Source organism: Schaalia canis (assembly GCF_003858455.1).
Lineage (GTDB): Bacteria > Actinomycetota > Actinomycetes > Actinomycetales > Actinomycetaceae > Pauljensenia > Pauljensenia canis.
The window spans coordinates 312,952-334,656 of record NZ_RQZF01000001.1 but is presented as its reverse complement, the minus strand read 5'-3'; the positions used below and the strand labels follow the sequence as shown (position 1 = coordinate 334,656).

The following is a 21,705-nucleotide window of genomic DNA, read 5'->3' as shown; positions in this document are numbered from 1 at the left end:
CTCATTACGTTTAGCCCCGGGCGGCAGAAGGTGTCCCGTGAGTTCCCACAAACGTTTCCTCTCTTTCCCCGCGATGTTGGCCTGCACCAGCATCGCTTTAAGCGCCTGTACCGCACAGGCGCTCCAGGCATCTGAAGACAATGAGCTTCGGGTGGTGACCACCACCGGAATCCTCGCGGACCTGGTGCGTAATGTGGCCGGCCCCGACGTACACCTGTCGCAGATCGTCCCCGATGGCGCCGACCCGCACTCTTATGAACCAAGTCTGCGCTCCATCCGAGATATTGCCTATGCCGATCTGGCCTTCACGAACTATCTGTTGCTTGAAGAACACGCAATTATCCGCACCCTTGATGCCAACCTCCCCTCAACTGCCCTGTCAGTTTCGATCGCTGAGGAAGCTGCGAAAGACGGGGCAACCATTCTGCCTCTCGTCGAGGACCGAGCACTTGACACCGCTTGGCTGGGAATGCGCGTGGCCGGTAGGGGACAGACCTATGGAGCGACACGTTCATCAGAGGTTGATCTGAGCGCCACCACGGTAGAAGGACCGGGGCAGGCCTCGTCCTACTTGACGACGACTTTCGGCACCCCACAGATCGCTTTTTCCTCATCCGATGGATTCGATGAGGGGGACGGTTATGCCGCTGATACGATGACGCTGCCTGCCGATGCGCACACACACATGAGCTGGGCTTTCACTCAACCGGGCGTGTATCGAGTGACGTTCCGCGGAGCTTTGCGAGTCAGCGAAGGCGCCCGACCGATTCCCATGAAGGCCGGCACCGCAGTGTTTGCCGTCGGCGTTGACCCCCAAAAGGTTGCGGCCGAGGAAGGTCGCGTTGTCTTTGCCGCCGGGCACGGTGACCTAAGCGTCGACATTGATGCGGGCATGGTCACCCTCATGGTCGATCAGCCCTCTGACGGTTCTGATTCTCCTTTGCTGGATGCGGTTGCGCCTGAGAGCACCTCGGTGCCGGGACTTCTTGGTCTTGACCTCGACAAGGTCGTGATTGATGTTCCGACCCGTACTCTTACTGAAGTACCCGGAACAGCGGGTTTTCGTTTCCTGGGACAGCCTGGGGACCCTCTCTATCTTCTTCCTCAAGCAGTTCTGGGAAAGCACGTCCACGGGGAAATTGACCCCCACCTGTGGCATGACGTCCACAATGCTGCCGCCTATGTGCGTGTAATTCGTGACCGTCTGATTGAAGTTGACCCCCAGGGTGCGGAAGGGTACAGGCAGCGTGCTTCGGCCTATTTGAAAACCCTTGAGGATATCGATGCGAAAGTTGCTGCGACCATTGACACTATCCCCGAGGATTCACGCCACCTTGTCACCACACATGACGCGTACGCATACCTCGCCAATGCCTATGGCTTAAGTGTCGCGGGCTTTGTTGCTCCAAACCCCGCTGTGGAACCCTCCATTGCTGATCGTCGAAAGCTCGCCGCAACAATTGAGGACCTCACCATCGGTGCGGTTTTCCTTGAACCGCAGTTGGCAAATCGCCGCTCAACTCTGACAACGGTCGCTCAAGAGTCAGGCGTGCAGGTATGCCCGCTTTACGGTGACACCTTCGATCACGAGGTACATACCTATGTCGACATGATGATGGCCAATGCCAATTCTTTGGCCCGTTGCCTGGGAGGATCGCCTTCGCAATAGCGTCTTCTACCTCGTCTCCCATTTCCTTTCCCTTCAAAGAAAGTAATCCTTATGCGTTTTCTTCCCCGTGTGAGCACGACAATCACCCTTCTGGTCGCGAGCCTCGTCCTTGCCCCGGCAGCAGCACTGGCAAACGAGGACCCCAATCTCGCCCAGTCTGTTTCTTCAGATGAAGCGCAGGCCAGCGGGCAACACGTCATTGAGCGCGGACACGTTGATGTGGGTCCCCGCATCGTCAACGGCGAGTGGACCGTGATGGCCCGTGACGATTCGGGCGACGTGCCCGTGTGGCGTGATCCGAATGAAGTCGTGCTGCGCGTGAGGGATGCGTCGAAGCTCCCAGCTCCCACCGACAGCGCCTATGCCTTCATGGAAGGCAAGGAGGGGCAGGAATGGTACATCATTCCTCAGACGGAGAATCACGAGGTCGTCTGGCTCGGCTGGAACACTCAAGATCCTGAGGTCACTCGCGTTGTCGAACGCGGCGCAACAATGAGTATTGGCCCTGTTGAAGGACCCGGCCGCTCGTGGATGTTCCTTCAAGATGGCACTTTCGGTGAGCCTCGTTTGTTGGTGGACGGCCAGAAGAAAGAACCTCAGGACGTATGGGTCGATGTGAATACCCATGTCCACGCCAACTGGGTTTTCACTGAACCCGGCGTTTACACTGCAGCACTGCGCTTCTCTGCGAAAACCACCGATGGTCAAGACCTGAGTGCCTCAACGACGCTGCGTTTTGCCGTGGGGGATGCAACCTCCGCCGACGAGGCTTTTACTGCCGCTGAACTCAGCGTGCCGCCCTCCAACGCTGGTGATGCTCAGTCTGGAACGAATGCTGACCCGGCAATGGGCACATCCGATGCGAACGACACGGAGATGGCTCCTTCAGCCGAGGGAGCAATCCCCTGGGTGCTCATTGCCGTTGTACTGGCGGGCGTTGCGATCGGCGTTGGTGCAACTTTGGTTATCATGCGTTCACGTGCAAGCGCCCGTGAACGCGCTCAGGCTGCTGCTGAGATTGACGCTCAGGAGGGGACAAAGTGAGTGCTGAAGCGCTCGTTGAAACGTCAGCCGTTTCTTCTGCTGTGACGCCAGACAGCGTGAGCCTTGCGCCGACTGAGCCCGCGCTGCAGGTCGAAGGCGTGCGTGTTGACCTTGGCGGCCGCGAGGTTCTAACCGGCGTCACTTTAGATGTTCGGCACGGTGAGTTCGCGGCCCTGATTGGCCCCAACGGGGCAGGTAAAACCACCCTTCTTCGTTCCATTTTGGGCCTGGTGCGAATGAAGGACGGTAGTGTTCGTGTTAATGGCCAGCCTGTTGTCCCACGGCGTATTGGTTATGTTCCTCAGCGTCACGAGTTCGCGTGGGATTTTCCGCTGACAGTGCGTGAGGCTGTCGTTGCTGGTCTTGCTGGGGTTCTCGGATGGGGTAGGCGCCCTCGCTTGGAACACCAGCGCGCGGTGGAGCAGGCGTTGCTCAAGACCAATATGCGTGACCTGTCCTCTCGCCCGGTGGGAGAGCTATCGGGCGGTCAACGCCAGCGAGTCCTCGTGGCTCGTGCCCTTGCGTTGAACCCGGATGTGTTGCTTCTTGATGAGCCTTTTACCGGTCTGGATATGCCCACCCAGGAAATGCTCACCGACATGTTCCGTTCTTTGGCGCATAACGGTCAGGCGGTGCTCATGACCACCCATGATCTCATCGGAGCCCTTGCGGACTGTGATCGCCTGCACCTGGTTAATCAGAAGGTTGTTGCGTCAGGCACACCTGAAGAATTGCGGGACCCACAGGTATGGATCGAAACCTTCAAAGTTCGCCCTGACAATCCTTTGCTCACAGCCTTGGGGGTAGCCTGATGCTTTCGCCATATGAGTTTTTCATGGATCTTCTCAATCCGAACCTGGCTTTCCTTCCACGCGCATTGCTGATGGCGGTCACCAGTGCGCTCGTGTGTGGCGTGGTGGGCGCTCATGTTGTCCTGCGTGGCATGGCATTCATTGGTGATGCTGTCGCTCACGCGGTGTTCCCGGGGTTGGCAGTGGCCTTCGTGCTTTCAGGCTCGCTTGTCATTGGTGGCGCTGTCGCTGGTATGAGCACGGCTATTCTTGTTGCCCTGCTCTCTCAGAATCGCCGTCTTAAAGAAGACTCCGTCATCGGGGTGCTCTTCGTTGGAGCTTTCGCTCTTGGCATTGTCATCATTTCTCAAGCGCCGGGTTATGCGGGATCCCTTCAAGATTTCCTTTTTGGTTCCATTACCGGTGTTCCCGCCGAGGAAGTCCCTACGGCCCTGCTGGGTGCAGGCCTTGTTATTGGAGTGGTTGCTTTCTTCCACAAGGAAATTGTGGCAGTTAGTCTTGACCGTGAGAGCGCGCGAGCCGCAGGCCTGCCAGTAATGTTCCTTGACATCATTTTGTACGTCGCCGTTTCTCTCGCGGTGGTGATTTCCGTTCAGACCATTGGCAATGTGCTGGTTCTGGCATTACTTATTACTCCGGCAGCAACGGCACGCCTTCTGACTGACCGCCTGATTCCCATGATGTGCCTGGGGCCTGCTATTGGCGCGCTTGCGAGCTTGATTGGCCTGTACTTGTCCTGGTCGATTGATCTGCCAACCGGTGGCACGATCGTCCTGGTACTCACTGCTTTCTTCGCTGTGGCCTGGCTTTTTGCGCCTCGCCATGGCATCTTTGCCCGCGCGAAGAAAGAGAAAGCCAGGTTGGCTTAGCGCGATGTCACAATGTGTGTGGGGCGGGCCGGCATCATGCCGACCCGCCCCACGCGTTCATGTGCTGCGGGCCCGAAAGGACCCGCATGTCATCACGACAGTGCTGCTGCGACAGCCAGACGCAAAGAAGACTGGAAACGAGTCTCGCGTTCTTCAGCGGTCATATCCGAAGAAGAATCAAAAAGGTGGTCCGAACAGGTCAGAACCGTCAGTGCTTCCTTGCCGTGCTCAGCGGCAACGCCGTACAGTGCGGCTGCTTCCATCTCGACACCCAGAACGCCGTAGTCTGCAAGTTTTTGTGCCTGGCCCTCGGGAGCGAAGTAGAAGTGGTCGCGGGAAATAATCGTTCCCACATGCACTGTGTCCTCTTCGGAGGCAGCATCTACTGCTGCGCGCACCAGATTGTAAGAAGCCACTGCTGAGAAGTTCACGCCAGGAATACGCAACTGGTTCATGGACGAGTCCGTGTGAGCGCCCATTGCGACAACGACGTCACCAACCTTGACCTGCGGAGCGATACCGCCACAGGTGCCCACGCGAATGATTCGCTCAACACCAAAGAAACGGAAGAGCTCGGTGGCGTAGATCGAGAAGGAGGGCTGGCCCATACCCGAGCCCATGACCGACAGGGGCTTGCCGTTGATTTCACCAGTGAAGCCCATCATTCCGCGAACATCGTTGACCATACGCGGTTCATCAAAGAGAAGTTCAGCAATGCGTTGCGCGCGACGAGGGTCACCGGGCATAAGAACAGCGGGAGCGAAATCGCCCATTTCAGCATTGATATGAGGGGTTGCCATGTTTCTCCTAAAGTGATCGATACCACGCCATAAGGCGTTGGAAAAATAAATCCCCTCTATTGTCTCCGCAGGTGAGTGCATTGTCCACGCCGTTGTGTACCAAAACGTGGTCACTTCAGCACACGATTCAACATCGAACTACCGTGCAATTAACACTATTGAGGAGTATTTATGAGTACCACAACTCCCACGGAGTATCGCCCCCGTCGGCGTGAAACTTGGAGCGGACAGACCGCATTCTTGCTCGCAGCGATCGGCTCTGCCGTTGGCCTGGGCAATATTTGGCGTTTCCCTGGCGTTGCCTACGCTAATGGTGGGGGAGCGTTCCTCATTCCCTATCTTGTTGCCCTCGTATGCGTCGGTATTCCTGTCCTTCTTCTTGACTACGCCCTCGGGCACAAGTTCCGTGGATCTCCGCCTGCGGCATTGCGTCGTCTGACGCCTAAGGCAGAGTTCTTTGGCTGGTTCCAGGTCATGGTCTGCTTCGTCATTTTCACCTACTACGCCGTGGTGATCGCCTGGGCAGCACGCTACGCCCTGTACTCAGTGGATATGGCGTGGGGAGAGGACCCCAAGACCTTCTTCCTCGCTGACTTCCTGCAGGTGACCGAGGCGACCACCTACTCAACCACGCCGGTAGCCTCGGTGATGATTCCTTTGGTTCTCCTGTGGCTTTTCGTCCTGATTATCATGGCCCGCGGTCTGACTGGCGGCGTGGAACTGGCAAATAAAATCTTCCTCCCCTTGCTGGTCATTCTCTTCATTGCCATTGTTATCCGAGCCCTTTTCCTTCCGGGCGCTCTTGAAGGTCTCAACGCTTTCTTTACGCCCAATTGGGAATCTCTTGCTGATCCGAAGGTTTGGTTGGCAGCATTCGCTCAGATCTTCTATTCCCTGTCGGTAGCATTTGGCATCATGCTGACCTACGCCTCGTACCTCAAGCCCAAGTCCAATCTGACGGGCACGGGATTGGTTGCAGGTTTTGCTAATTCATCCTTTGAAATCCTGGCGGGTATTGGCGTTTTCGCAGCCTTGGGCTTCATGTCTCACCAACAAAGCGTTGCAGTGGCCGACCTAGAAGGCCTGACAGGGCCTATTTTGTCCTTCGTCACTTTCCCCCACATTATTTCGATGATGCCGGGCGGCCCGATCTTCGGTGTTCTTTTCTTCACCTCCCTGGTCCTAGCGGGAGTTACCTCTTTGTTGTCCCTGCTTCAGGTTGTCTCAGGCGGATTGCAAGACAAGTTTGGTTTCAGCCCAATTAAGGCCTCTTTCATCATGGGTATTCCCGCGATGCTGGTCTCCGTGGCCCTCTTTGGCACGCAGTCGGGTTTGAACGCCCTGGACGTTGTCGATAACTTCATCAACACTATTGGTGTTGTCGGTAGCGCCATCGCCTTGACCGTGGTGGCCGCTATTGCAGGAAAGCGCCTGAAGAGCTTGCGTGCCCACCTCAATAAGGTTTCCGCACTGCCCGTGCCCTTCATTTGGGACATCCTTGTTGGGGCGGTTGTTCCGGCTGTCTTGAGCTTCATGCTTATCACCGCCGTTATCGAGCTCGTTCAGGTTCCCTACGGTGGCTACGAGCCAAGCTATATCGCCGTACTTGGATGGGGTTGCGTCGTTCTGGCTCTTGTTGGCGCAGCCGTATTGACGGCCTTGCCGTGGAAGAAGAACACCACTGAACAGGAAGGAGTGCAGGCATGACTGCTCCCGCAATCGTCATGATGGTTGTGACCATCCTTCTTGTCTGGGGTGGCCTTGTGGCTTCGGTCGTTGCTCTGCGTGGCGTCAACATGCCTCAGCAGGACGAGGACGCGCCCGTGGCAACAGGGGACGTGGACGCTCCTCAGCGTCATTGATGAGTGAATTCTCTGCAGGGAAGTGGGCCCACCCGCGTGGTGGGCCCACTTCTTTATGCCAGAGCCAACAGGCGTGGCGCAGGGGCTGATCTGTGTGAGAAGTGCCTATCAGGGAAGGCGCGTGGCCCAGAAAGCTACGGCACTGGCAGCGGCAACATTGAGGGAATCAACTCCGCCAGCCATTGGAATACGAACGACAACGTCAGCGCGACTAATGGCCTGCCGGGTGAGGCCGTCTCCTTCGGTTCCCAGAAGAAGCGCCACCTTGGAATCAGGAGCCGTGCACACGGGGGAAGCGATGAATTCATCAAGGGAGACGGAATCATCGCTGAGGGCAAGAGCCGCAACTGTGAAACCCGCAGCATGGAGTTCGTCGATGGCTGGCCATGCCGTGATGCGCGTCCAAGGGACTTGAAAGACTGTGCCCATTGAGACGCGAACACTGCGCCGGTAGAAGGGGTCAGCACAGCGTGGAGTCACGAGGACAGCGTCGACTCCCAACGCCGCCGCAGAACGGAAAGCAGCACCAACATTGGTGTGGTCAACAAGATTTTCGAGGATGGCAATGCGGCGCGCCCCTTGGCCGTTTCGGGCCGCAGCAAGCAGGTCTGTCACGCTACTGAGCTGTGGCCGATGCATAGCGGCCAGCGCCCCACGGTGAAGGTGAAAACCAGTGATGGATTCAAGGACGTCCTCTTCAGCAAGGAATACGGGAACGTCAGCTCCTTCGGGGCTTCCTGTGGCTTGCTCAATCCACGGTGACATCGTGTCGTACCATTTGGGAGCCATAAGGAATGAACGAGGGCGATGCCCTGCTTGAATCGCTCGCATGATGACGTTCGTGGATTCGGCCATGTAGAGGCCTTGCTCGGGCTCAAGGGCAGAACGCAATTTAACGTCAGTTAAAGAGACGTAGTCGCTAAGACGGGGGTCATCGGTGGAGTGAAGGTGAATGAGCACCGGACTATTCTCCCACGAGTTATCCACAGGTAGCGACGAGCGATAGGCCTATCCACACAGCCTGTCGGCAGGTTTTTCTTCGACGCTCGTCACGGGCTTTGCTAGAAGCATGCTTCGATCACGGAGCTGAGTTCAGCAGACAACGTACCTGGGAGGAAAGATGAGTGCCTGCGAGAAACTGCCGTCAATGTATGGAATCTCCGGTTGGACGCTGGAGTACGGAGTTCGGGATCTCCTTGGGGACTACCTCAGTCCTTTTGGTGACCTCTCCTTTAGTCGCTTCGCTGATGTTGAGGCCAACACCATTGCACAGCTCGCCGCTCTTTTACCTCCGGCAAATCTGGAGGACCGGCAAAATTGTGCGCCCACGATGAGTGAACTTATCGGAGCGGCCCTTAGACGACCGCAACAGGTCACCCTTTCTGGGTACCTCGTTGGACCTCCACGTCATGACGAACGTGTGAGTGTCGACGGACTAACAGTGATGGGCACACCTATCTGTGCAGCCGGAGGGTGGGGAGTTGAACCGCATGCGGAAGATCGCCTGAGGGTGTGGCTCGCCTTGGGCGACTATCTTGGCTGTGAGGCTTCAGAGGCAAACTGTCCCGATGAAATCATTCCCATTGCTGATCGTGATACGGAAGAGAGCGACAGAGTCCAAACCATGCAGGGGTGGTGGGTGTGGTGGGACTAGAACGGCTATCGTTGAACTATGAGTTTTCACGTCTACCCCTGGTTGTATCGTCACCTCATTCGCCTGACCGACCCGGAGCAGGCGCATCACGCGGCTATTTCTGCCCTGTCCGTCGCAGGAACCTTTGCTCCCTCACGAGGTCTGATGCGCGGAACCTGCGGGTATCTGCGCGGGGGAATCCCACCCCTGGCCCGCCGCACCCCTTATCGTTCGGTCACCATCGGAGAGCGCGTGCTCCCAGGTGTCTTGGGGTTAGCCGCAGGTATGGACAAGGATGCCCAGGCGGTTGAAGCCATGTGCGCGCTGGGCTTTGCCTTTGTTGAAATTGGGACGGTGACGCCTCTTCCTCAACCGGGTAATGACGGCCCTCGACTTTGGCGTCTTATCGAGGAAGAAGGCCTTCGCAATCGCATGGGCTTCAATAACGAGGGCGCAGCCGCCGCTGCCGCTCGTCTCAAGGCTCTGCGCTCAACCTCAGCGGGACGCAGCCTCATCGTTGGGGCTAATATTGGGAAGAATAAGACGACCTCAGAGGCTGATGCCCCGCGCGACTACTATCTGTGCGCGAAAGAATTGGCTCCGTGGGTGGATTTTATCGTCGTGAATGTTTCTTCCCCCAACACTCCTGGCCTTCGTGACCTGCAGGCAGTTGACCATCTTCGACCCATTCTTGCGGCCGCCAGGGCAGGGTGTGAAGACGCTGTGAGCCGTCGGATGCCCCTGTTTGTCAAGATCGCCCCGGACCTCAGCAACGAGGACATTGTGAAGGTTGTTGCGCTCACACAAGAACTCGGCCTGGAGGGCATTGTCGCAACAAATACCACTATTGCCCATGATTACGGTGAAGGCGGTGTATCAGGGCGACCGCTGTTCGAGCGTGCCCTTGAAGTGGTAGCGCTGGTAGCGGAACATCTTGGTGACGATCAGATTCTCATTGGCACGGGTGGGATCACCACGGTGGATGACGCCAAGCGCATGTTAGACGCGGGTGCTGATCTGATTGAAGGTCTCAGCGCCTTTGTCTCCCAAGGCCCCACCTGGCCAGGCCGCATGAATCGCGCCCTCGCTGGCTACTAAAAACACGTCTGCCCAGCAAAAACGGGTGTTTCATGCAAATACGGGTGTGGCCCCCTCCGCCAGGAGGGGGCCACACCCGTCAACACGTGTCAGTAGTCGACGCTCACCTTCGTCAACGTCGCGGCGAGGTTGCGGGAAACTCACCACGCTTTACCTGAGGGGCAGGCGTTCGCCAGCGGCGGGCCATCACCATACGAGAGTATGCGTAGAACCAGGTGCCTCGGGGAATGTCCTCATCGGGGTATCGCTGCTCAATACGACGACGAAGACCGCGCCAGACGATGATGCCCTCGACAATTGACAAAGCAAAGAGGGAATAGAAGGTAATACTCAGGGTCAATGCGATTGTGCGCGAAAGGTCTTCACCCAGATTCGCGAAGGCTACGGCGGTAATACCAACCAGGAAGAGAAGCATGACGGGGACGATAAATTCCGAAGCCGACCAGCGGGCGTCAAGCCAGTCTCGGACAAAACGCCGCACTTTACCGCGGTGAGTGGGCGGGAGGTAACGCTCATCTCCGGTCAGGAGCGCTTCCTGCTCACGACGGTAGGCCTCGTTACGCTTTTCTCGTGCCGCACGTTTAGCAGCTTTGCGGTCTGCGGGCACGAGGGGGCGCTGGTGACGCGCTTGAGCCTCACGGCGCGTGGGAGTTGGGCGGCCCTTCTTCTGGCCTCGTTCTGGGGTGGGGGTAGGCTGCGTAGAATCGCCGCTACCGGTAGTCCTCTTACTCATCACACACTCAGGGTAATGGATTCTCGTCTGCTACGGCGCTATGGCTCACTGAGTCGGGCACGACTTCACCGACAGTGAACACGCTCCCATGTTCGCCATCTTCTCTCCTGGGCGATAAGAAGGATAGAGGTTGACGCGTTCAGGAGTGAGCAAAGCGTTTAGGACGGTCTTTTCAGAATTCTTTCGACCTTTGCTGCCTGGCGCGACAGTTTGTGGGTGAGCGTCCTGATTTCATCAGTGATTGTCTCAACATGCTCATGCTGGGCGCGCAGCTCATCTCGGCTCAGGCCACTCGTGTCTGGGGCTTCATATGCGGGAGGTTCAGTTTCTAGTAGCGTGCGAAGCTCATCAATCTCGGTAACAGCAGTGAACGTGCTGTCGTCACTTCTTTCTTGAGCAGAACGAAGGACCTTCACAGCTTCGCCCGCTGCGAGGGCAAGATCTTCCTCGGCACTCTTGTATGCGGATACAGCCTCGTCGTAGAGCGCACGATCACTGCCGGAAGCAGCATTGAGCGAAGGAAGAAAATGCCACGCAAGAAGAGCGACGATGAGACCGCTGAGAACGGCGACACTGACCTTCGGCCACACGGGAGGCGACGCGGGCCGCTCTGCGGGTGTGGATGGATGTGGGTGTGAGTTCTCCGTCATGAGGCCTCCTCGCAAGGGGGGATGAGAAGCAGTAGAGGCGTGGGCGTGCGCATCACCGTGGGTTGGGCTTTTCCTTATAGTAAGCGTTCGGGCAACATCCCCCAGAGAAAGAGCGAAGTGTTTAAGGGATCACAGCCGCGACCCAGAGAAGGAAGAGTCGAAGAAGAGGGCCGCCGCCCACTAGGGTGGATGCCATGACACATCAGACTTTGACCACCGACACCATCCGCGAGCGCGTTGAAGCAGCTTTCCCAGCACTGCTTAATGAACTCATCCAGCTTGTGGCGATTCCCTCCGTTTCTTCCGCCCCTGAACACGCCGCCGACCTTCAAGCAAGTGCGGAGCATGTACGCGACCGTTTCGCCGCTTTGGGCCTCGATGCAGATATCTACTCTGTGACCACTCCCGAAGGGATCGAGGGCAAGCCTGCAGTTGTTGCCCACACGCCGCGCATTGACGGGGCTCCCACCGTCCTGCTCTACGCCCACCATGACATTCAGCCCGTGGGTGATGTGGGCCGCTGGGCCTCTGATCCTTACACCGCGGAAGTACGCGGTGATCGCCTTTATGGACGAGGCACTTCCGATGATGGCGCAGGTATCATCGTTCACCTCGGTGCGCTGACTGTTCTTGCACAGGACCTGGGCGTGAATGTGACGGTCTTTATTGAGGGCGAGGAAGAACTCGGCTCACCGTCCTTCGTGACCTTCCTTGAAACCTACCGAGAGCAGTTGGAAGCCGATGTCATCGTCGTGGCTGACTCGGATAACTGGAAGGTTGGTGAACCTGCCCTGACCTCATCGCTACGCGGTAATTGCGTGTGCACAGTGGACGTCACGATCGCCGATCATGCCGTACATTCTGGGATGTTTGGCGGGCCGATCCTCGATTCAAACATCATTGCGTGCGAACTTATTGCCACACTCCACGATGCTGCCGGTGACGTGGCGGTTGCCGGTCTGGGGGGCAATCCTCACGCCGACGTGGACTGGCCAGAAGAAGAGTTCCGCCAGGCCGCTGGGGTCCTTGATTCCTACCAGCTTGCGGGTACTGCTGATCTGGCGGCTCGCATGTGGACGATGCCGGCCATTTCCGTTATTGGCTTTGATGCGACTCCGGTGGAGAAGGCATCGAATACGATCAGTCCTCATACGCGTTTCCGACTGTCCATGCGGACCGTTCCTGGTGTTGAGCCCAAGGATGCGATGGATGCTCTTGTCGCGCACTTGGAGTCACATGCGCCTCGCGGCGCGCAGGTGGTTGTTACCCCTAACGAGTATGGTCCAGGCTACCAGGCGGACCTTGATTCTGAGGTGACCGCTTTGCTCCATGAGGTTCTCACTGAAGCGTGGGGTGTCCCCTCGGTCAATATCGGTGTGGGGGGCTCGATTCCTTTCATTTCTGATTTCCAACGGGTCTTCCCCTCTGCTCAGGTGGTGGTGACAGGTGTTGAAGATCCGATGACGAATGCACATTCTGAGGATGAATCGCAGTCGATTCCTGATCTCAAGGCCGCCATCGTGGCGGAGTCCTTGCTGCTGGCTCGACTTGCGAACTGAGGCTCGTGGAGACACCTCTGAGAGAACAAGGTAGAGAACCTGACATGAAGATCGTCCTGTGTGGGCACTGGGACACGGTTGTGGGAACGTCATTGTTTCCGGCTTCCACAGCCGAGATCCCATCCCCCTCGTGCGAGGAGGCTTTATCTGCCTGCGCGCGTGGGATGCGTCAAACGCTTCCTGAGCTTGAGGTGGAGATCATGCCTTTTGGCCCGGGGGACGCTTTTGTTGCTGCCTGCCAGCAGAGCGGGGGAGCGGTGGTCCCCCTGAACGTCCCCTTCGACTGTCAGGATGCGCGCGCTCTTGGTTCTCGGGTGCGTGAGGGGGCTCAGGAAGGGCGCAGAAGCGTCATTGAGGCCGGGCACGTTGCTTCCGTTGACCTGTGGTTTTCTTTCCTTGCCGGTATGGCGGGGCGTACTTCTTCCGAGTTGGAAGAACGCGCTGAGGCTGTCGGGCTTAGGGAGGTCGTGGCGTCAGTTGTCGCTCAATGCCGTGAAGATCTTGGTGAGCAGGCACCTATTCTTGCCGCCACAACCCTGCGGCCTTTCAACGGCATGGCGTCAATGTTGGCTGTCAATCCTGATTTGAGTGCACGCACAGATGTCAGCATGTCGATGGCATCTGAGTGGACGAGGGCGATTGACGAGGCTGATACGACAGCTCGTTCCGCTTTGCCGCTCCTCAATGGCACGCAGCCTCGTGTGACGAGTCTGCCGGGAAGCGGTGCGGGGGGCGGCATCGGGGCGATCGTTGCCGCGTGTGGTGGTCAGATCCGAGATGCTGGTGGGTACCTTGTTGAGGTGACAGGATTTGCCCAGCGTGTTGAGGGAGCACACCTGTGCGTGATTCTTGAGCCCTACCTTCATGGGCCCCTTCTGGCAGAAAGCTATCTTCCGGCATTAACAGAGGTTTGTGCTGGTAGTGCCCTGCCCGTTGTGGCGATTGGAATGGATTCGTCGCTGTCGCGTCATGAGATTGCCCAGTGGGGGCTGCATGGGGTGATGTTGGGGGTAGACAGTGCGGATGCTTTGGAGAATCTTGGACGTCGCGTGGCTCATACCTGGCTGCGGCGCGTGTCGCGTTCGATATAAAACTGCTCTCATTTCTACCGAAGGTGGCCGATTCAATATGCCATACCCGATGAAAGCCGCGTAGGCTGTTCCTACATCATTGAAATCCGATTGAGGAGAAACATGTCCGAGAATACGTCGGAACTGGGCACCCACGAGGTTTTGCTGACCGATGTGGCTGCCGCTAAGGTCAAGAGCCTTCTCGAGCAGGAAGGCCGCGACGATCTGCGCCTTCGCGTGTCCGTTCAGCCTGGCGGCTGCTCTGGCCTGATCTACCAGCTGTACTTCGACGATCGTATGCTGGATGGAGACGCTGTCCGCGACTTTGATGGCGTTGAGGTTATTGTCGACCGTATGAGCGCCCCCTACCTGGCTGGTGCTTCAATCGACTTTGCTGACTCCATTGAGCGTCAGGGGTTCACCATTGATAACCCCAATGCAAAGAACACCTGCGCCTGTGGCGAATCCTTCCACTGAGAGTAGCCCTAGCCCAATGATGAAGAAGAACCTGACATGGGCGGCACTTGCCATGCTCGCCACTGTCTCTCTTGCCGCGTGTTCCAGTAACCTGCCCCAGTCGGCAGCACAGGGTGACGAGGCTTCGGCTAGTCAGTCTGCTTCCATCCAGGAAGCTCCCACTGTGGATCGTTCAGGCGAGGGCAATTTCCCCGCGGTAACTGGTGGCTTCGGTGAAACGCCGACCATCTCGGCTGGTGAAGGCGAAGAACCCTCAGTTGTGTCTGCAAAGACCCTGGTGGAGGGCTCAGGCAAGGTCGTGGGTCCTGACGATTTTGTTCTGGTCAACTATGCCGGTGTCCTTTGGGACGGTAAGCCTTTTGACTCCTCCTTTGAACGCGGTGAGCCTATTGCTTTCTCCCTCAATGGTGTGATTCCCGGGTGGAAGTATGGTCTGGCCGAACAAAAGGTGGGCGACCGTGTTCAGCTCGTTATTCCTGCGCAGTGGGGATACGGAGAGCAGGGAACCCAGAACATTCCTGGCGGTTCGACGCTGGTATTTGTTGTCGACATTCTCAACAGTGCAGATCCTGCTGATAACAGTGCGCTGAAGGAGGCAACTTCCGTTGACGCCCAACTGCCTGCTGGGATCAGTGTTGAGGGAACCCTTGGCGAGCGGCCGACGGTGACTTTCGCAAAGTCTGACACTGCCATCACAGATGGATTTACTGTCCTTGCGGAGGGCAAGGGAGCTGTCATTACCGACAAGGATTACGTTGTGTACCGAGTTGAGGGTGCGCTGCAAGGCTCAGATACGCCGGCACCGTCAACATGGGAACAAGCGCAGATTCTTCAACCAGGTGCGGCTCCTCTTGCGGGAAAGACCGTTGGCTCTCGTCTGTTGTACACCAACCCTGGCAATGAGCAGCAGCTTGCTTCTGCAGCGGTCATCGACGTGCTTGCCGTGTTGAGCATGCCCTGATTGTCCAGCGCCGCTCTTTTCCATTGGTTGAGCAGCGAGCTATCCTCAAGCGGGCGAGTCCTGAAATCAGGATTTGCCCGCTTGAGGCGTACAATGGGCATGTTCATTGAGTGGGCGCGTTGCGCCTGACTTCATTTCGGAGCCCACTGCTCATGGCGAGCACACTGTTTTTACGGAGGAAAGGCCCCATGTCCGACGCACAGGTCAATGTCCTGCTCTTCAGCGACGATAGCGAAACCCGAAAGGCCATCAAGGACGCCGTTGGTGTTCGCGCGTCCAAGGACGCTCCCACTATTGTTTGGCACGAGGCAGCAACGGCTTATGGTGTCCACGATCTTGTGGATTCCGTCGAATTCGCAGCCCTCGTTCTTGATGCCGAATCCCCTAAGGAGGGGGGTCTTTCCATCGCTCGTGAACTGGCAACGACCCATGAAGAACTTCCCCCGCTGGTTGTTCTGACTGCTCGCCCACAGGATGAATGGTTGGCAACATGGGCGGGCGCAGCCGTTACGATCCCTGCCCCCTTTGATCCGATCACCGTTCAAGAGTCGATTGCTCACGTGTTGACTGCCTGATCCTCCAAGACACAGAAAAGTTGCCTGTGGGGAAACAAATGTTTCCCCACAGGCAACTTTTCTGTGTGCGCACAACAGCATTACCGCAGTGGAAGAGGCCCCGCGCTGGAAGGAGCGTGGTGGCGAGAAAAACGCAGCTTCACTTGAGGAAATATGCTTTATATATGCACTTCAGACACTATTTGAGACATTCTGAAAGTCAGGGGTGAGGCCCTCCACAATAGAGGCGCATGCTCGTGCAATCTCTATCGAATCTTATTGGAGGGACCTCATGAGGACTCCACTTCACAGCCTCGCAACGCTGACCGCAGCTGCGGTCACATCCGCGATAACAATGACGGTCTTGGCTGGCGGTGCTCTTGCCGCGCCAGTTCCTGATCCTCTCGATTTCGCAGCAATCACCCCTGAGGATAGCCAGTACCTCATGCCAGCCGCTGCCGATCGTTTCAAAAATACTGACGGCTCATATACCATCGGGCGCCCACATGCCGGTGGGCCAGGTGCGGGAGTGACCCTACCGGCACTTCATGAGTTCTACTCCCAGAAAATCGAATGGGGGGACTGCCAACCTTTTGCCCCAGATGGCAAGGGTTACCCCAGTGAGGGAGTCGAATGTGGCTACCTCATCGTGCCCTTGAACTATGACGAACCCGATGGCCCCACCATTGCAATTGGCCTTTTGAAGGTCCCCGCTCGTGAGCCTTCTCAACGTATCGGCACAATCTTTGTCGATCCAGGTGGTCCGGGTGCCTCCGGCATGAGTTCTGCCCTGGGCGCCCTCAATGACACCGGCCCAGTTCGTGATCGCTTCGATTACGTCGGCTTCGATCCGCGTGGCGTATCCTCGTCACTCCCGATGGTCCGCTGCCAATCCTCCCATGCCTTCGATATCCAACGTCAGGGCTCTGATCTGCTGACCGCCGAGCAGAAAAACTCGGTGCTGGAATACAACACCCAGCAGTGCTACACCAATAGCGGCAAGGGATTCACAGGAATCAACGGCAAGAAGTTTATCGACAATGTAGGCACAGGCAACGTGGTCCGCGACCTCGATATTGCTCGTGCCGCTGTTGGTGATCCTAAGATCAATTACCTCGGCTACTCGTATGGCACCTCCATCGGCTACCAGTACGCCATGGCCTTCCCTGACAATATCCGTGCAATGATTCTCGACGGCGTTGTCAATCCTTTTGAAAACAATGCTGAGGAAGCAAAGAAATACGAGCAATACACCGCCAATAACAGTCAGGGACTTTCCTCTGAACTCGCTCAGCTTCAAGGCTTCCAGTCCACCTTTAAACAGTTCCTGACAACCTGTGCAACTAATAACGGTTTCACCGTCAATGGTGAAAAGGTCCCCTGCGCAGTGGGAACCTCGCAGGACCTTAGCGAACTCATGGCCAACTACCAGGCGATCGCACAAAAGGCATGGGGAGCAACCGCCTACGCCACCACGGAAGCAACGCCACGCCCAGTCTCTTTTAAGGACGTCACGCAGGCAAGTATCCAGGCAATGTATGACGAAAGCATCTGGCCATTTCTCAACATGGCTCTTACAGAGCTGAAAGACAATAACACTGGTGACACCGCGATGCTTCTTGCTGACAGCTACTACGAGCGTGATGAGGCAGGACGCTACACGTTCTTCAACGGAGCCTTCCAAAGCATTTGGTGCACTGACGCGGGCACACCCGAAGGGGCAAATGAGCTCGCTGCGGCGCGTAAGCGCCTTGAGGACCAATACGCACTTGCTCCCTTCACCGATCCAGGTAAGAACCCTGATGGCACTCAACGCGGTCTAGAACCCGAAGCTGATTGGTGCACGTACTACAGCACCCAGCAGACTTTGCCTCAGGGCAAGACATTGACGGCAATGCCTAATATCCTCGTTGTTTCGACAACCTACGATCCAGCGACCCCTTATCAAGATGGTGTTGTTGCTGCACATGCCTTGGGTGGCACGCTATTGAGCGTGGCAGCAAACAAGCACTGCTCGTACACGGCAGGCGCAGGCGACTGCGCAGCCGAGATTGGGGACCGGTACTTTGTTGATCTCGTTGTTCCGACGGATCAAACGGGCGCTACCAACGTGTCGACGAAGGATATTTTCTCCAATGTCATCACAGGGAACGAGTGTCAGATTCACTCGTTCCGCCCCACGGTGGAAATTGCTCCGACAAGTGGGGCTGCTGGCAGCGAGGTCCAGATCATGGTCACTGGACTGGTGCGCAACACAGACTATGTCCTCACCGTTCCTGATGGATTCTTAGTCAAGGGTTCGGCCCGCAGCTCGGCTGAAGGTGTGGCCACCTTTAGCGTGGCAATTCCTGCCGGTGCTGCTGCTGGGGAAGTTGAAGTTGCTGTTGCGCCGGCCAACCCCGCTGACAATGACCCTACCGTCAAGGGGGTCGGCATCTTGACGGTAACGGCTGCGGCTGTTGCCCCTGGCAATAACTCGGGAATTTTAGTGCCTCCGGCAACGGGTGATGATCCTTCAAAGGATGGTGAATCCGGTAACGAGAAGGCTCAAGATTCCAAGAAGGAGAACGCCGAGGGCGCATCTGCTCCGACGGTAACCACGGATGCTCAGCCTTCCTCACCTCAGAAGAAGCTGGCCGCTACGGGTGCTTCGACGCAAGACTCCCTCCTTCTTGTCTTGGGAGTGCTTCCCGCCGGAGCGCTTATGGTGCTTGCCTCTGCTTTCATCGCTCAACGAGGAGCTCGCGTGACTCGATAGCGGTGAGCCGCAGGCGTTTGCCTTCCTGAAGGAGGGCGGACGTTTTGAAGATGGGCCGTGCTCAGCGCGGCCCATCTTCGTATTTCCCGGACGGCTCCCGATCGGTTCTCGGGGAATTTCTCAGAGATAGCTGTTAGCCTGACATGCGGTGTGTGCAGATTGTGAGGCACTTTGTGACAGGAAGGCATTGATGTCCCTTCCAAAACGTCAGTGCTGACTGGGGCACGGTCTAGAGATTGATGTGATGACGTTGAAGTGTGTGCCGCTGCAAGTGTGGTCGGCTGAGCTCAACTATCGACTCTCTCTGAGGAAGGATAAAACATGAGTGAAATCGATGAAGATCTCAGAGATCTGATTGAGCGTGCAAGCGCAACTCCTTGGGGAAAGACCTGTTCGTCACTCTGGGCAAAGGCAGCAACCCTTGCGCTTGAACACGGCAATGATGAACTTGCTGTCTACTGCCATCTTCAACTCTGTAGCGCCTATGTCGGGGGTGGAGAATCAACGCGTGTCATTGGCCCCTTCATGTGGGTTCATCGAACACATCACGAGCATCCCGAGTTATTTTCTGAAGAGGCGCTACGTGCCTTCGCTTTCACCTATGACTACATGCTTCGTGGAGTTGCCACGGTTCCCCACGTTTCGGTTGAACAGATCGAATCCCTGAGCACTCAGATGTATCAATACTTCCTTCAGGGCGGGTATCCCTTAAAGACGTACCATCTGAGGCGTTGGCAGCTTCTTTTGTCCCTCGGGCAGGAAGCGGAAGCAGAAGAAGAATATGCGCGCTTCCTCTCAACGACACCTTTTGAGGTTGTCGAGGCAACCATCCGTGACTGCGCTGTTGAGGTGAACTACCACGCTCAGAGGAGCGAGTGGGAGCTAGCTGTCGCCATCGGCGAAAAAGGCTTAGCGATTGATGGGGATGTTGAGGAGAATATGCGAGAGCACCTCATGGGGGAGATGCTCAAACCTCTGCTCTATCTTGGCCGGGACTCTGAAGCCTGGGCTCTACATGTGCGTTCCTACCGCTGCCATCAGCAAAGCCCTGAGTACGTTGAGTATCTCACGGAGCATATGGTCTACCTCGCGCTCTCAGGCCGGGCGGGTCGTCCAGATCGTCTTGAGCGAGGTTTGTCGATCCTTACGCGTCATATGCCGTGGTGGACCGTCGCGGAGAGCCCGCGCGCACTGATGAACATGGCGACATCGGGTGTCATTTTGCTTGATTCCTTCCCATCTGACGAGGACGACCGTGTCCTCCAGGTGACGCTCCCTGGCAACGATCTCCAGTGGGCTGAATATCCGACGTTGCACAATCCCACCCTTGCTGAGGCCCGCACGTGGATGAAGGAATTGGCACTGAAGCTTGCTGACTTGTTTGACGCACGTCCCGGTCATCCGAACCCGGGTTTTGAGCGAACCAGCGTTCTGAAAGCAATGAATCCTGCGCCTGCGCCTGCGCTTCCTGAGGAAGGTCTGCTTAAGGACGTTACTGGTTTGGGCGACTACACGCCGCTGTCCCAGGTAGGGGATGATCAGGCTGTGCGAACCTCCGGGGAGTCTTCAGGTGGAGCTGCTGTCGGGCAGGTTCGTGGTGACGATGATCAGGCCACCTCTGCCGATGATGAGGATGATCAGCCCCCTTACGTCACCCTTCAGGTGAATGGTGCATGGAAGCAGATGAGCTTCCTTGAGCTTATTGATGCGTGTGCTCGTCTTGGCCAGTATGTCCCCTCCATCCATTATTACCAGGCGCGAGAGCGCGTCTGTCTGGACCCACAGTTGGCGGATGAGTCTTTCCGTTCTCAACTTGATGAGCACTTGGTGCAGACCTGGGAATGGATTGTCAACGATGCACTCTCTTCCGTCGATTACGATCATGAGACCTCTGAAGACCGCACTGTCACCAATGACGCCGCGTATATGTTGATCCAAAAGTCGGATGACATGCTTGACCTGAGGCGCTATATGGAGGCTGCAGCGCTTGCTGATGAGGCGATGCGCACCCCCAGCGTTGAAGATCTTGGGGTAAGGATTCGCGGTCTTGCTGGCCTTTCTCAGGCGGCAACGAGTGCTGGCTATTATGACGAAGCGATTGATGCATTGCGTGAGGGAACGAATCTTTCTGCTTTGCTTGGATTGCGCGTTGAGCAGGCTCTTGCTGCCGGTGTGCTCGCCGATACCCTTACCAAACAGAAACGCTTTGTCGAGGCAGCAGAGGTCACGCAGAACGCCCTCGATATTAGTGAGCACTACCCGCACATGTACGCCCTACGTGTCTCTCTCCATCTGCGTGGGGGAGAGGCCTGTGCGGGAGCGAAGTTCTATACCGCAGCAGGCGACCACTACATGAGCGCCGCACAGGATCTTATGGGTGCTGAGCTCTATGTAGCGGCGGCACTCCGTTTTACAGAAGCCGGCGAAAACTTCACCCGTGGCCGACAGTTTCGCAGAGGGATTGAGGCTTATCGGAAGAGTGTTACTGCCTACCGTCACTATCGTGACCTGAGCCGGGCACAAGTTGAAGAGGCACGTGTGCAACTCTCTTGTGCAACTGCCGAGGGCGGGAGCAAAGAATCACGCTCTTTGTCAGAGGCTGAGAAAGCACAGGAACAGTTTGAGCGTGCTCAGCAAGCCTATGTGCGCTCTTTAAATGAGTGCGCTAAGGCTCTGGCTGAACAGCCCGGCAATGTGTCTGATGACGATTTTGCGCTGATGGAACAGCTGATGGATGAGGTGCGCACCATTGTGACCTCACAGGAGTATGCAGCCATGAGTAAACGCAGCCCGGAACTTATGGATGCACAGTGGCATGCGGATGTCGGTAAGTTGATGCTTGAGTCCTACCGCTTTGCTCTTGCCCTGACCTACTTCACAGAGGCGGCATCACGTTTCGCGGCGTGCGGGGACGTGCTCAAACAGGCAGATCAATTGCTCATGCTGGCGTGGACTCAGGGGCATAGGGAGGATTATGTGACAGCGCGAGAGACCCTTCATCGTGTGTGCGCTCTGGAGGGAACGTCGTCCTATGTGTCTCGTCAGTTGATTCCTCTTAAGCGGCGTGCTCAGGAGATGCTCGCTGAGTGTGAGTCGATGTAGGCGGTTAGGCAGTGGCCTTGACGCTCACCGAAACTTCCCAGGAAACATTCAGCC

19 protein-coding genes are annotated in these 21,705 nt (G+C 56.9%); 15 read left to right on the top strand and 4 right to left on the bottom strand.

Features of this window, described 5'->3' with window-relative positions:
• Positions 1-37: 37 nt before the first annotated feature.
• Genes EII11_RS01395 through EII11_RS01380 form a run of 4 tightly spaced genes read left to right on the top strand, consistent with a single transcriptional unit; the run spans position 38 to position 4,394 of the window.
• Positions 38-1,669 carry an anchored repeat ABC transporter, substrate-binding protein gene (locus EII11_RS01395; RefSeq protein WP_240623004.1) on the top strand — a complete coding sequence of 544 codons (1,632 nt, stop codon included), beginning with the start codon at positions 38-40 and terminating at the stop codon, positions 1,667-1,669.
• Positions 1,670-1,720: 51 nt separating this feature from the next.
• Positions 1,721-2,713, top strand: coding sequence for a TIGR03773 family transporter-associated surface protein (locus EII11_RS01390; RefSeq protein WP_124867814.1), 993 nt, complete (start codon positions 1,721-1,723; stop codon positions 2,711-2,713).
• A 56-nt stretch (positions 2,714-2,769) separates the two neighbouring features.
• Positions 2,770-3,525: an anchored repeat-type ABC transporter ATP-binding subunit gene (locus EII11_RS01385; RefSeq protein ID WP_124868280.1), complete on the top strand. Its 756-nt coding sequence runs from the start codon at positions 2,770-2,772 to the stop codon at positions 3,523-3,525.
• A complete protein-coding gene (locus tag EII11_RS01380; RefSeq protein ID WP_124867812.1) occupies positions 3,525-4,394 on the top strand; it encodes an anchored repeat-type ABC transporter permease subunit in 870 nt (289 codons plus the stop codon). The genes EII11_RS01385 and EII11_RS01380 overlap by 1 nt, the downstream gene beginning before the upstream one ends.
• 92 nt (positions 4,395-4,486) lie before the next feature.
• Here the strand turns inward: EII11_RS01380 and deoD are convergent, their stop codons facing one another.
• Positions 4,487-5,194, bottom strand: a complete 708-nt coding sequence (gene deoD / locus EII11_RS01375) for a purine-nucleoside phosphorylase (protein WP_124867810.1) — start codon at positions 5,192-5,194, stop codon at positions 4,487-4,489.
• A 171-nt stretch (positions 5,195-5,365) separates the two neighbouring features.
• On the opposite strand from deoD, the gene EII11_RS01370 reads away from it, so the two are divergent.
• Both EII11_RS01370 and EII11_RS01365 read left to right on the top strand, forming a co-directional pair.
• Entirely contained in the window at positions 5,366-6,901 is a 1,536-nt protein-coding gene (locus tag EII11_RS01370; protein WP_124867808.1) for a sodium-dependent transporter, read from the top strand.
• On the top strand, positions 6,898-7,056 hold the full coding sequence (locus EII11_RS01365) for a methionine/alanine import family NSS transporter small subunit (RefSeq protein WP_124867806.1): 159 nt from the start codon (positions 6,898-6,900) through the stop codon (positions 7,054-7,056). The genes EII11_RS01370 and EII11_RS01365 overlap by 4 nt, the downstream gene beginning before the upstream one ends.
• Positions 7,057-7,164: 108 nt before the next feature.
• On the opposite strand, the gene EII11_RS01360 is transcribed toward EII11_RS01365, so the two are convergent.
• Positions 7,165-8,016 carry a TrmH family RNA methyltransferase gene (locus EII11_RS01360; protein WP_124867804.1) on the bottom strand — a complete coding sequence of 284 codons (852 nt, stop codon included), beginning with the start codon at positions 8,014-8,016 and terminating at the stop codon, positions 7,165-7,167.
• Between the two features lie 160 nt (positions 8,017-8,176).
• Between EII11_RS01360 and EII11_RS01355 the strand changes: the two genes are divergently transcribed.
• Together EII11_RS01355 and EII11_RS01350 are read left to right on the top strand one after the other, a co-directional pair.
• On the top strand, positions 8,177-8,710 hold the full coding sequence (locus EII11_RS01355) for a hypothetical protein (protein ID WP_124867802.1): 534 nt from the start codon (positions 8,177-8,179) through the stop codon (positions 8,708-8,710).
• Between the two features lie 18 nt (positions 8,711-8,728).
• Positions 8,729-9,787 (top strand): quinone-dependent dihydroorotate dehydrogenase, encoded by a 1,059-nt coding sequence (locus EII11_RS01350; RefSeq protein ID WP_124867800.1) that lies wholly within the window; start codon positions 8,729-8,731, stop codon positions 9,785-9,787.
• A 112-nt stretch (positions 9,788-9,899) separates the two neighbouring features.
• Here EII11_RS01350 and EII11_RS01345 read toward each other — a convergent pair whose 3' ends face one another.
• Positions 9,900-10,520, bottom strand: a complete 621-nt coding sequence (locus tag EII11_RS01345; RefSeq protein WP_124867798.1) for a DUF3043 domain-containing protein — start codon at positions 10,518-10,520, stop codon at positions 9,900-9,902.
• Between the two features lie 158 nt (positions 10,521-10,678).
• A complete protein-coding gene (locus EII11_RS01340; RefSeq protein ID WP_124867796.1) occupies positions 10,679-11,170 on the bottom strand; it encodes a hypothetical protein in 492 nt (163 codons plus the stop codon).
• 194 nt (positions 11,171-11,364) lie between these two features.
• On the opposite strand from EII11_RS01340, the gene EII11_RS01335 reads away from it, so the two are divergent.
• From EII11_RS01335 to EII11_RS01305, 7 genes are all read left to right on the top strand, one after another.
• Positions 11,365-12,729: a M20/M25/M40 family metallo-hydrolase gene (locus EII11_RS01335; protein ID WP_124867794.1), complete on the top strand. Its 1,365-nt coding sequence runs from the start codon at positions 11,365-11,367 to the stop codon at positions 12,727-12,729.
• Between the two features lie 44 nt (positions 12,730-12,773).
• A complete protein-coding gene (locus EII11_RS01330; RefSeq protein WP_124867792.1) occupies positions 12,774-13,820 on the top strand; it encodes a glycerate kinase in 1,047 nt (348 codons plus the stop codon).
• Positions 13,821-13,922: 102 nt separating this feature from the next.
• On the top strand, positions 13,923-14,276 hold the full coding sequence (gene erpA, locus EII11_RS01325; RefSeq protein ID WP_124867790.1) for an iron-sulfur cluster insertion protein ErpA: 354 nt from the start codon (positions 13,923-13,925) through the stop codon (positions 14,274-14,276).
• Between the two features lie 16 nt (positions 14,277-14,292).
• Positions 14,293-15,237 (top strand): FKBP-type peptidyl-prolyl cis-trans isomerase, encoded by a 945-nt coding sequence (locus EII11_RS01320; RefSeq protein WP_165867019.1) that lies wholly within the window; start codon positions 14,293-14,295, stop codon positions 15,235-15,237.
• 188 nt (positions 15,238-15,425) lie between these two features.
• Entirely contained in the window at positions 15,426-15,812 is a 387-nt protein-coding gene (locus EII11_RS01315) for a response regulator transcription factor (RefSeq protein ID WP_124867786.1), read from the top strand.
• A 271-nt stretch (positions 15,813-16,083) separates the two neighbouring features.
• Entirely contained in the window at positions 16,084-18,549 is a 2,466-nt protein-coding gene (locus EII11_RS01310) for an alpha/beta fold hydrolase (protein ID WP_124867784.1), read from the top strand.
• Between the two features lie 321 nt (positions 18,550-18,870).
• Positions 18,871-21,651, top strand: coding sequence for a tetratricopeptide repeat protein (locus EII11_RS01305; protein ID WP_124867782.1), 2,781 nt, complete (start codon positions 18,871-18,873; stop codon positions 21,649-21,651).
• The last annotated feature ends 54 nt before the right edge of the window (positions 21,652-21,705 follow it).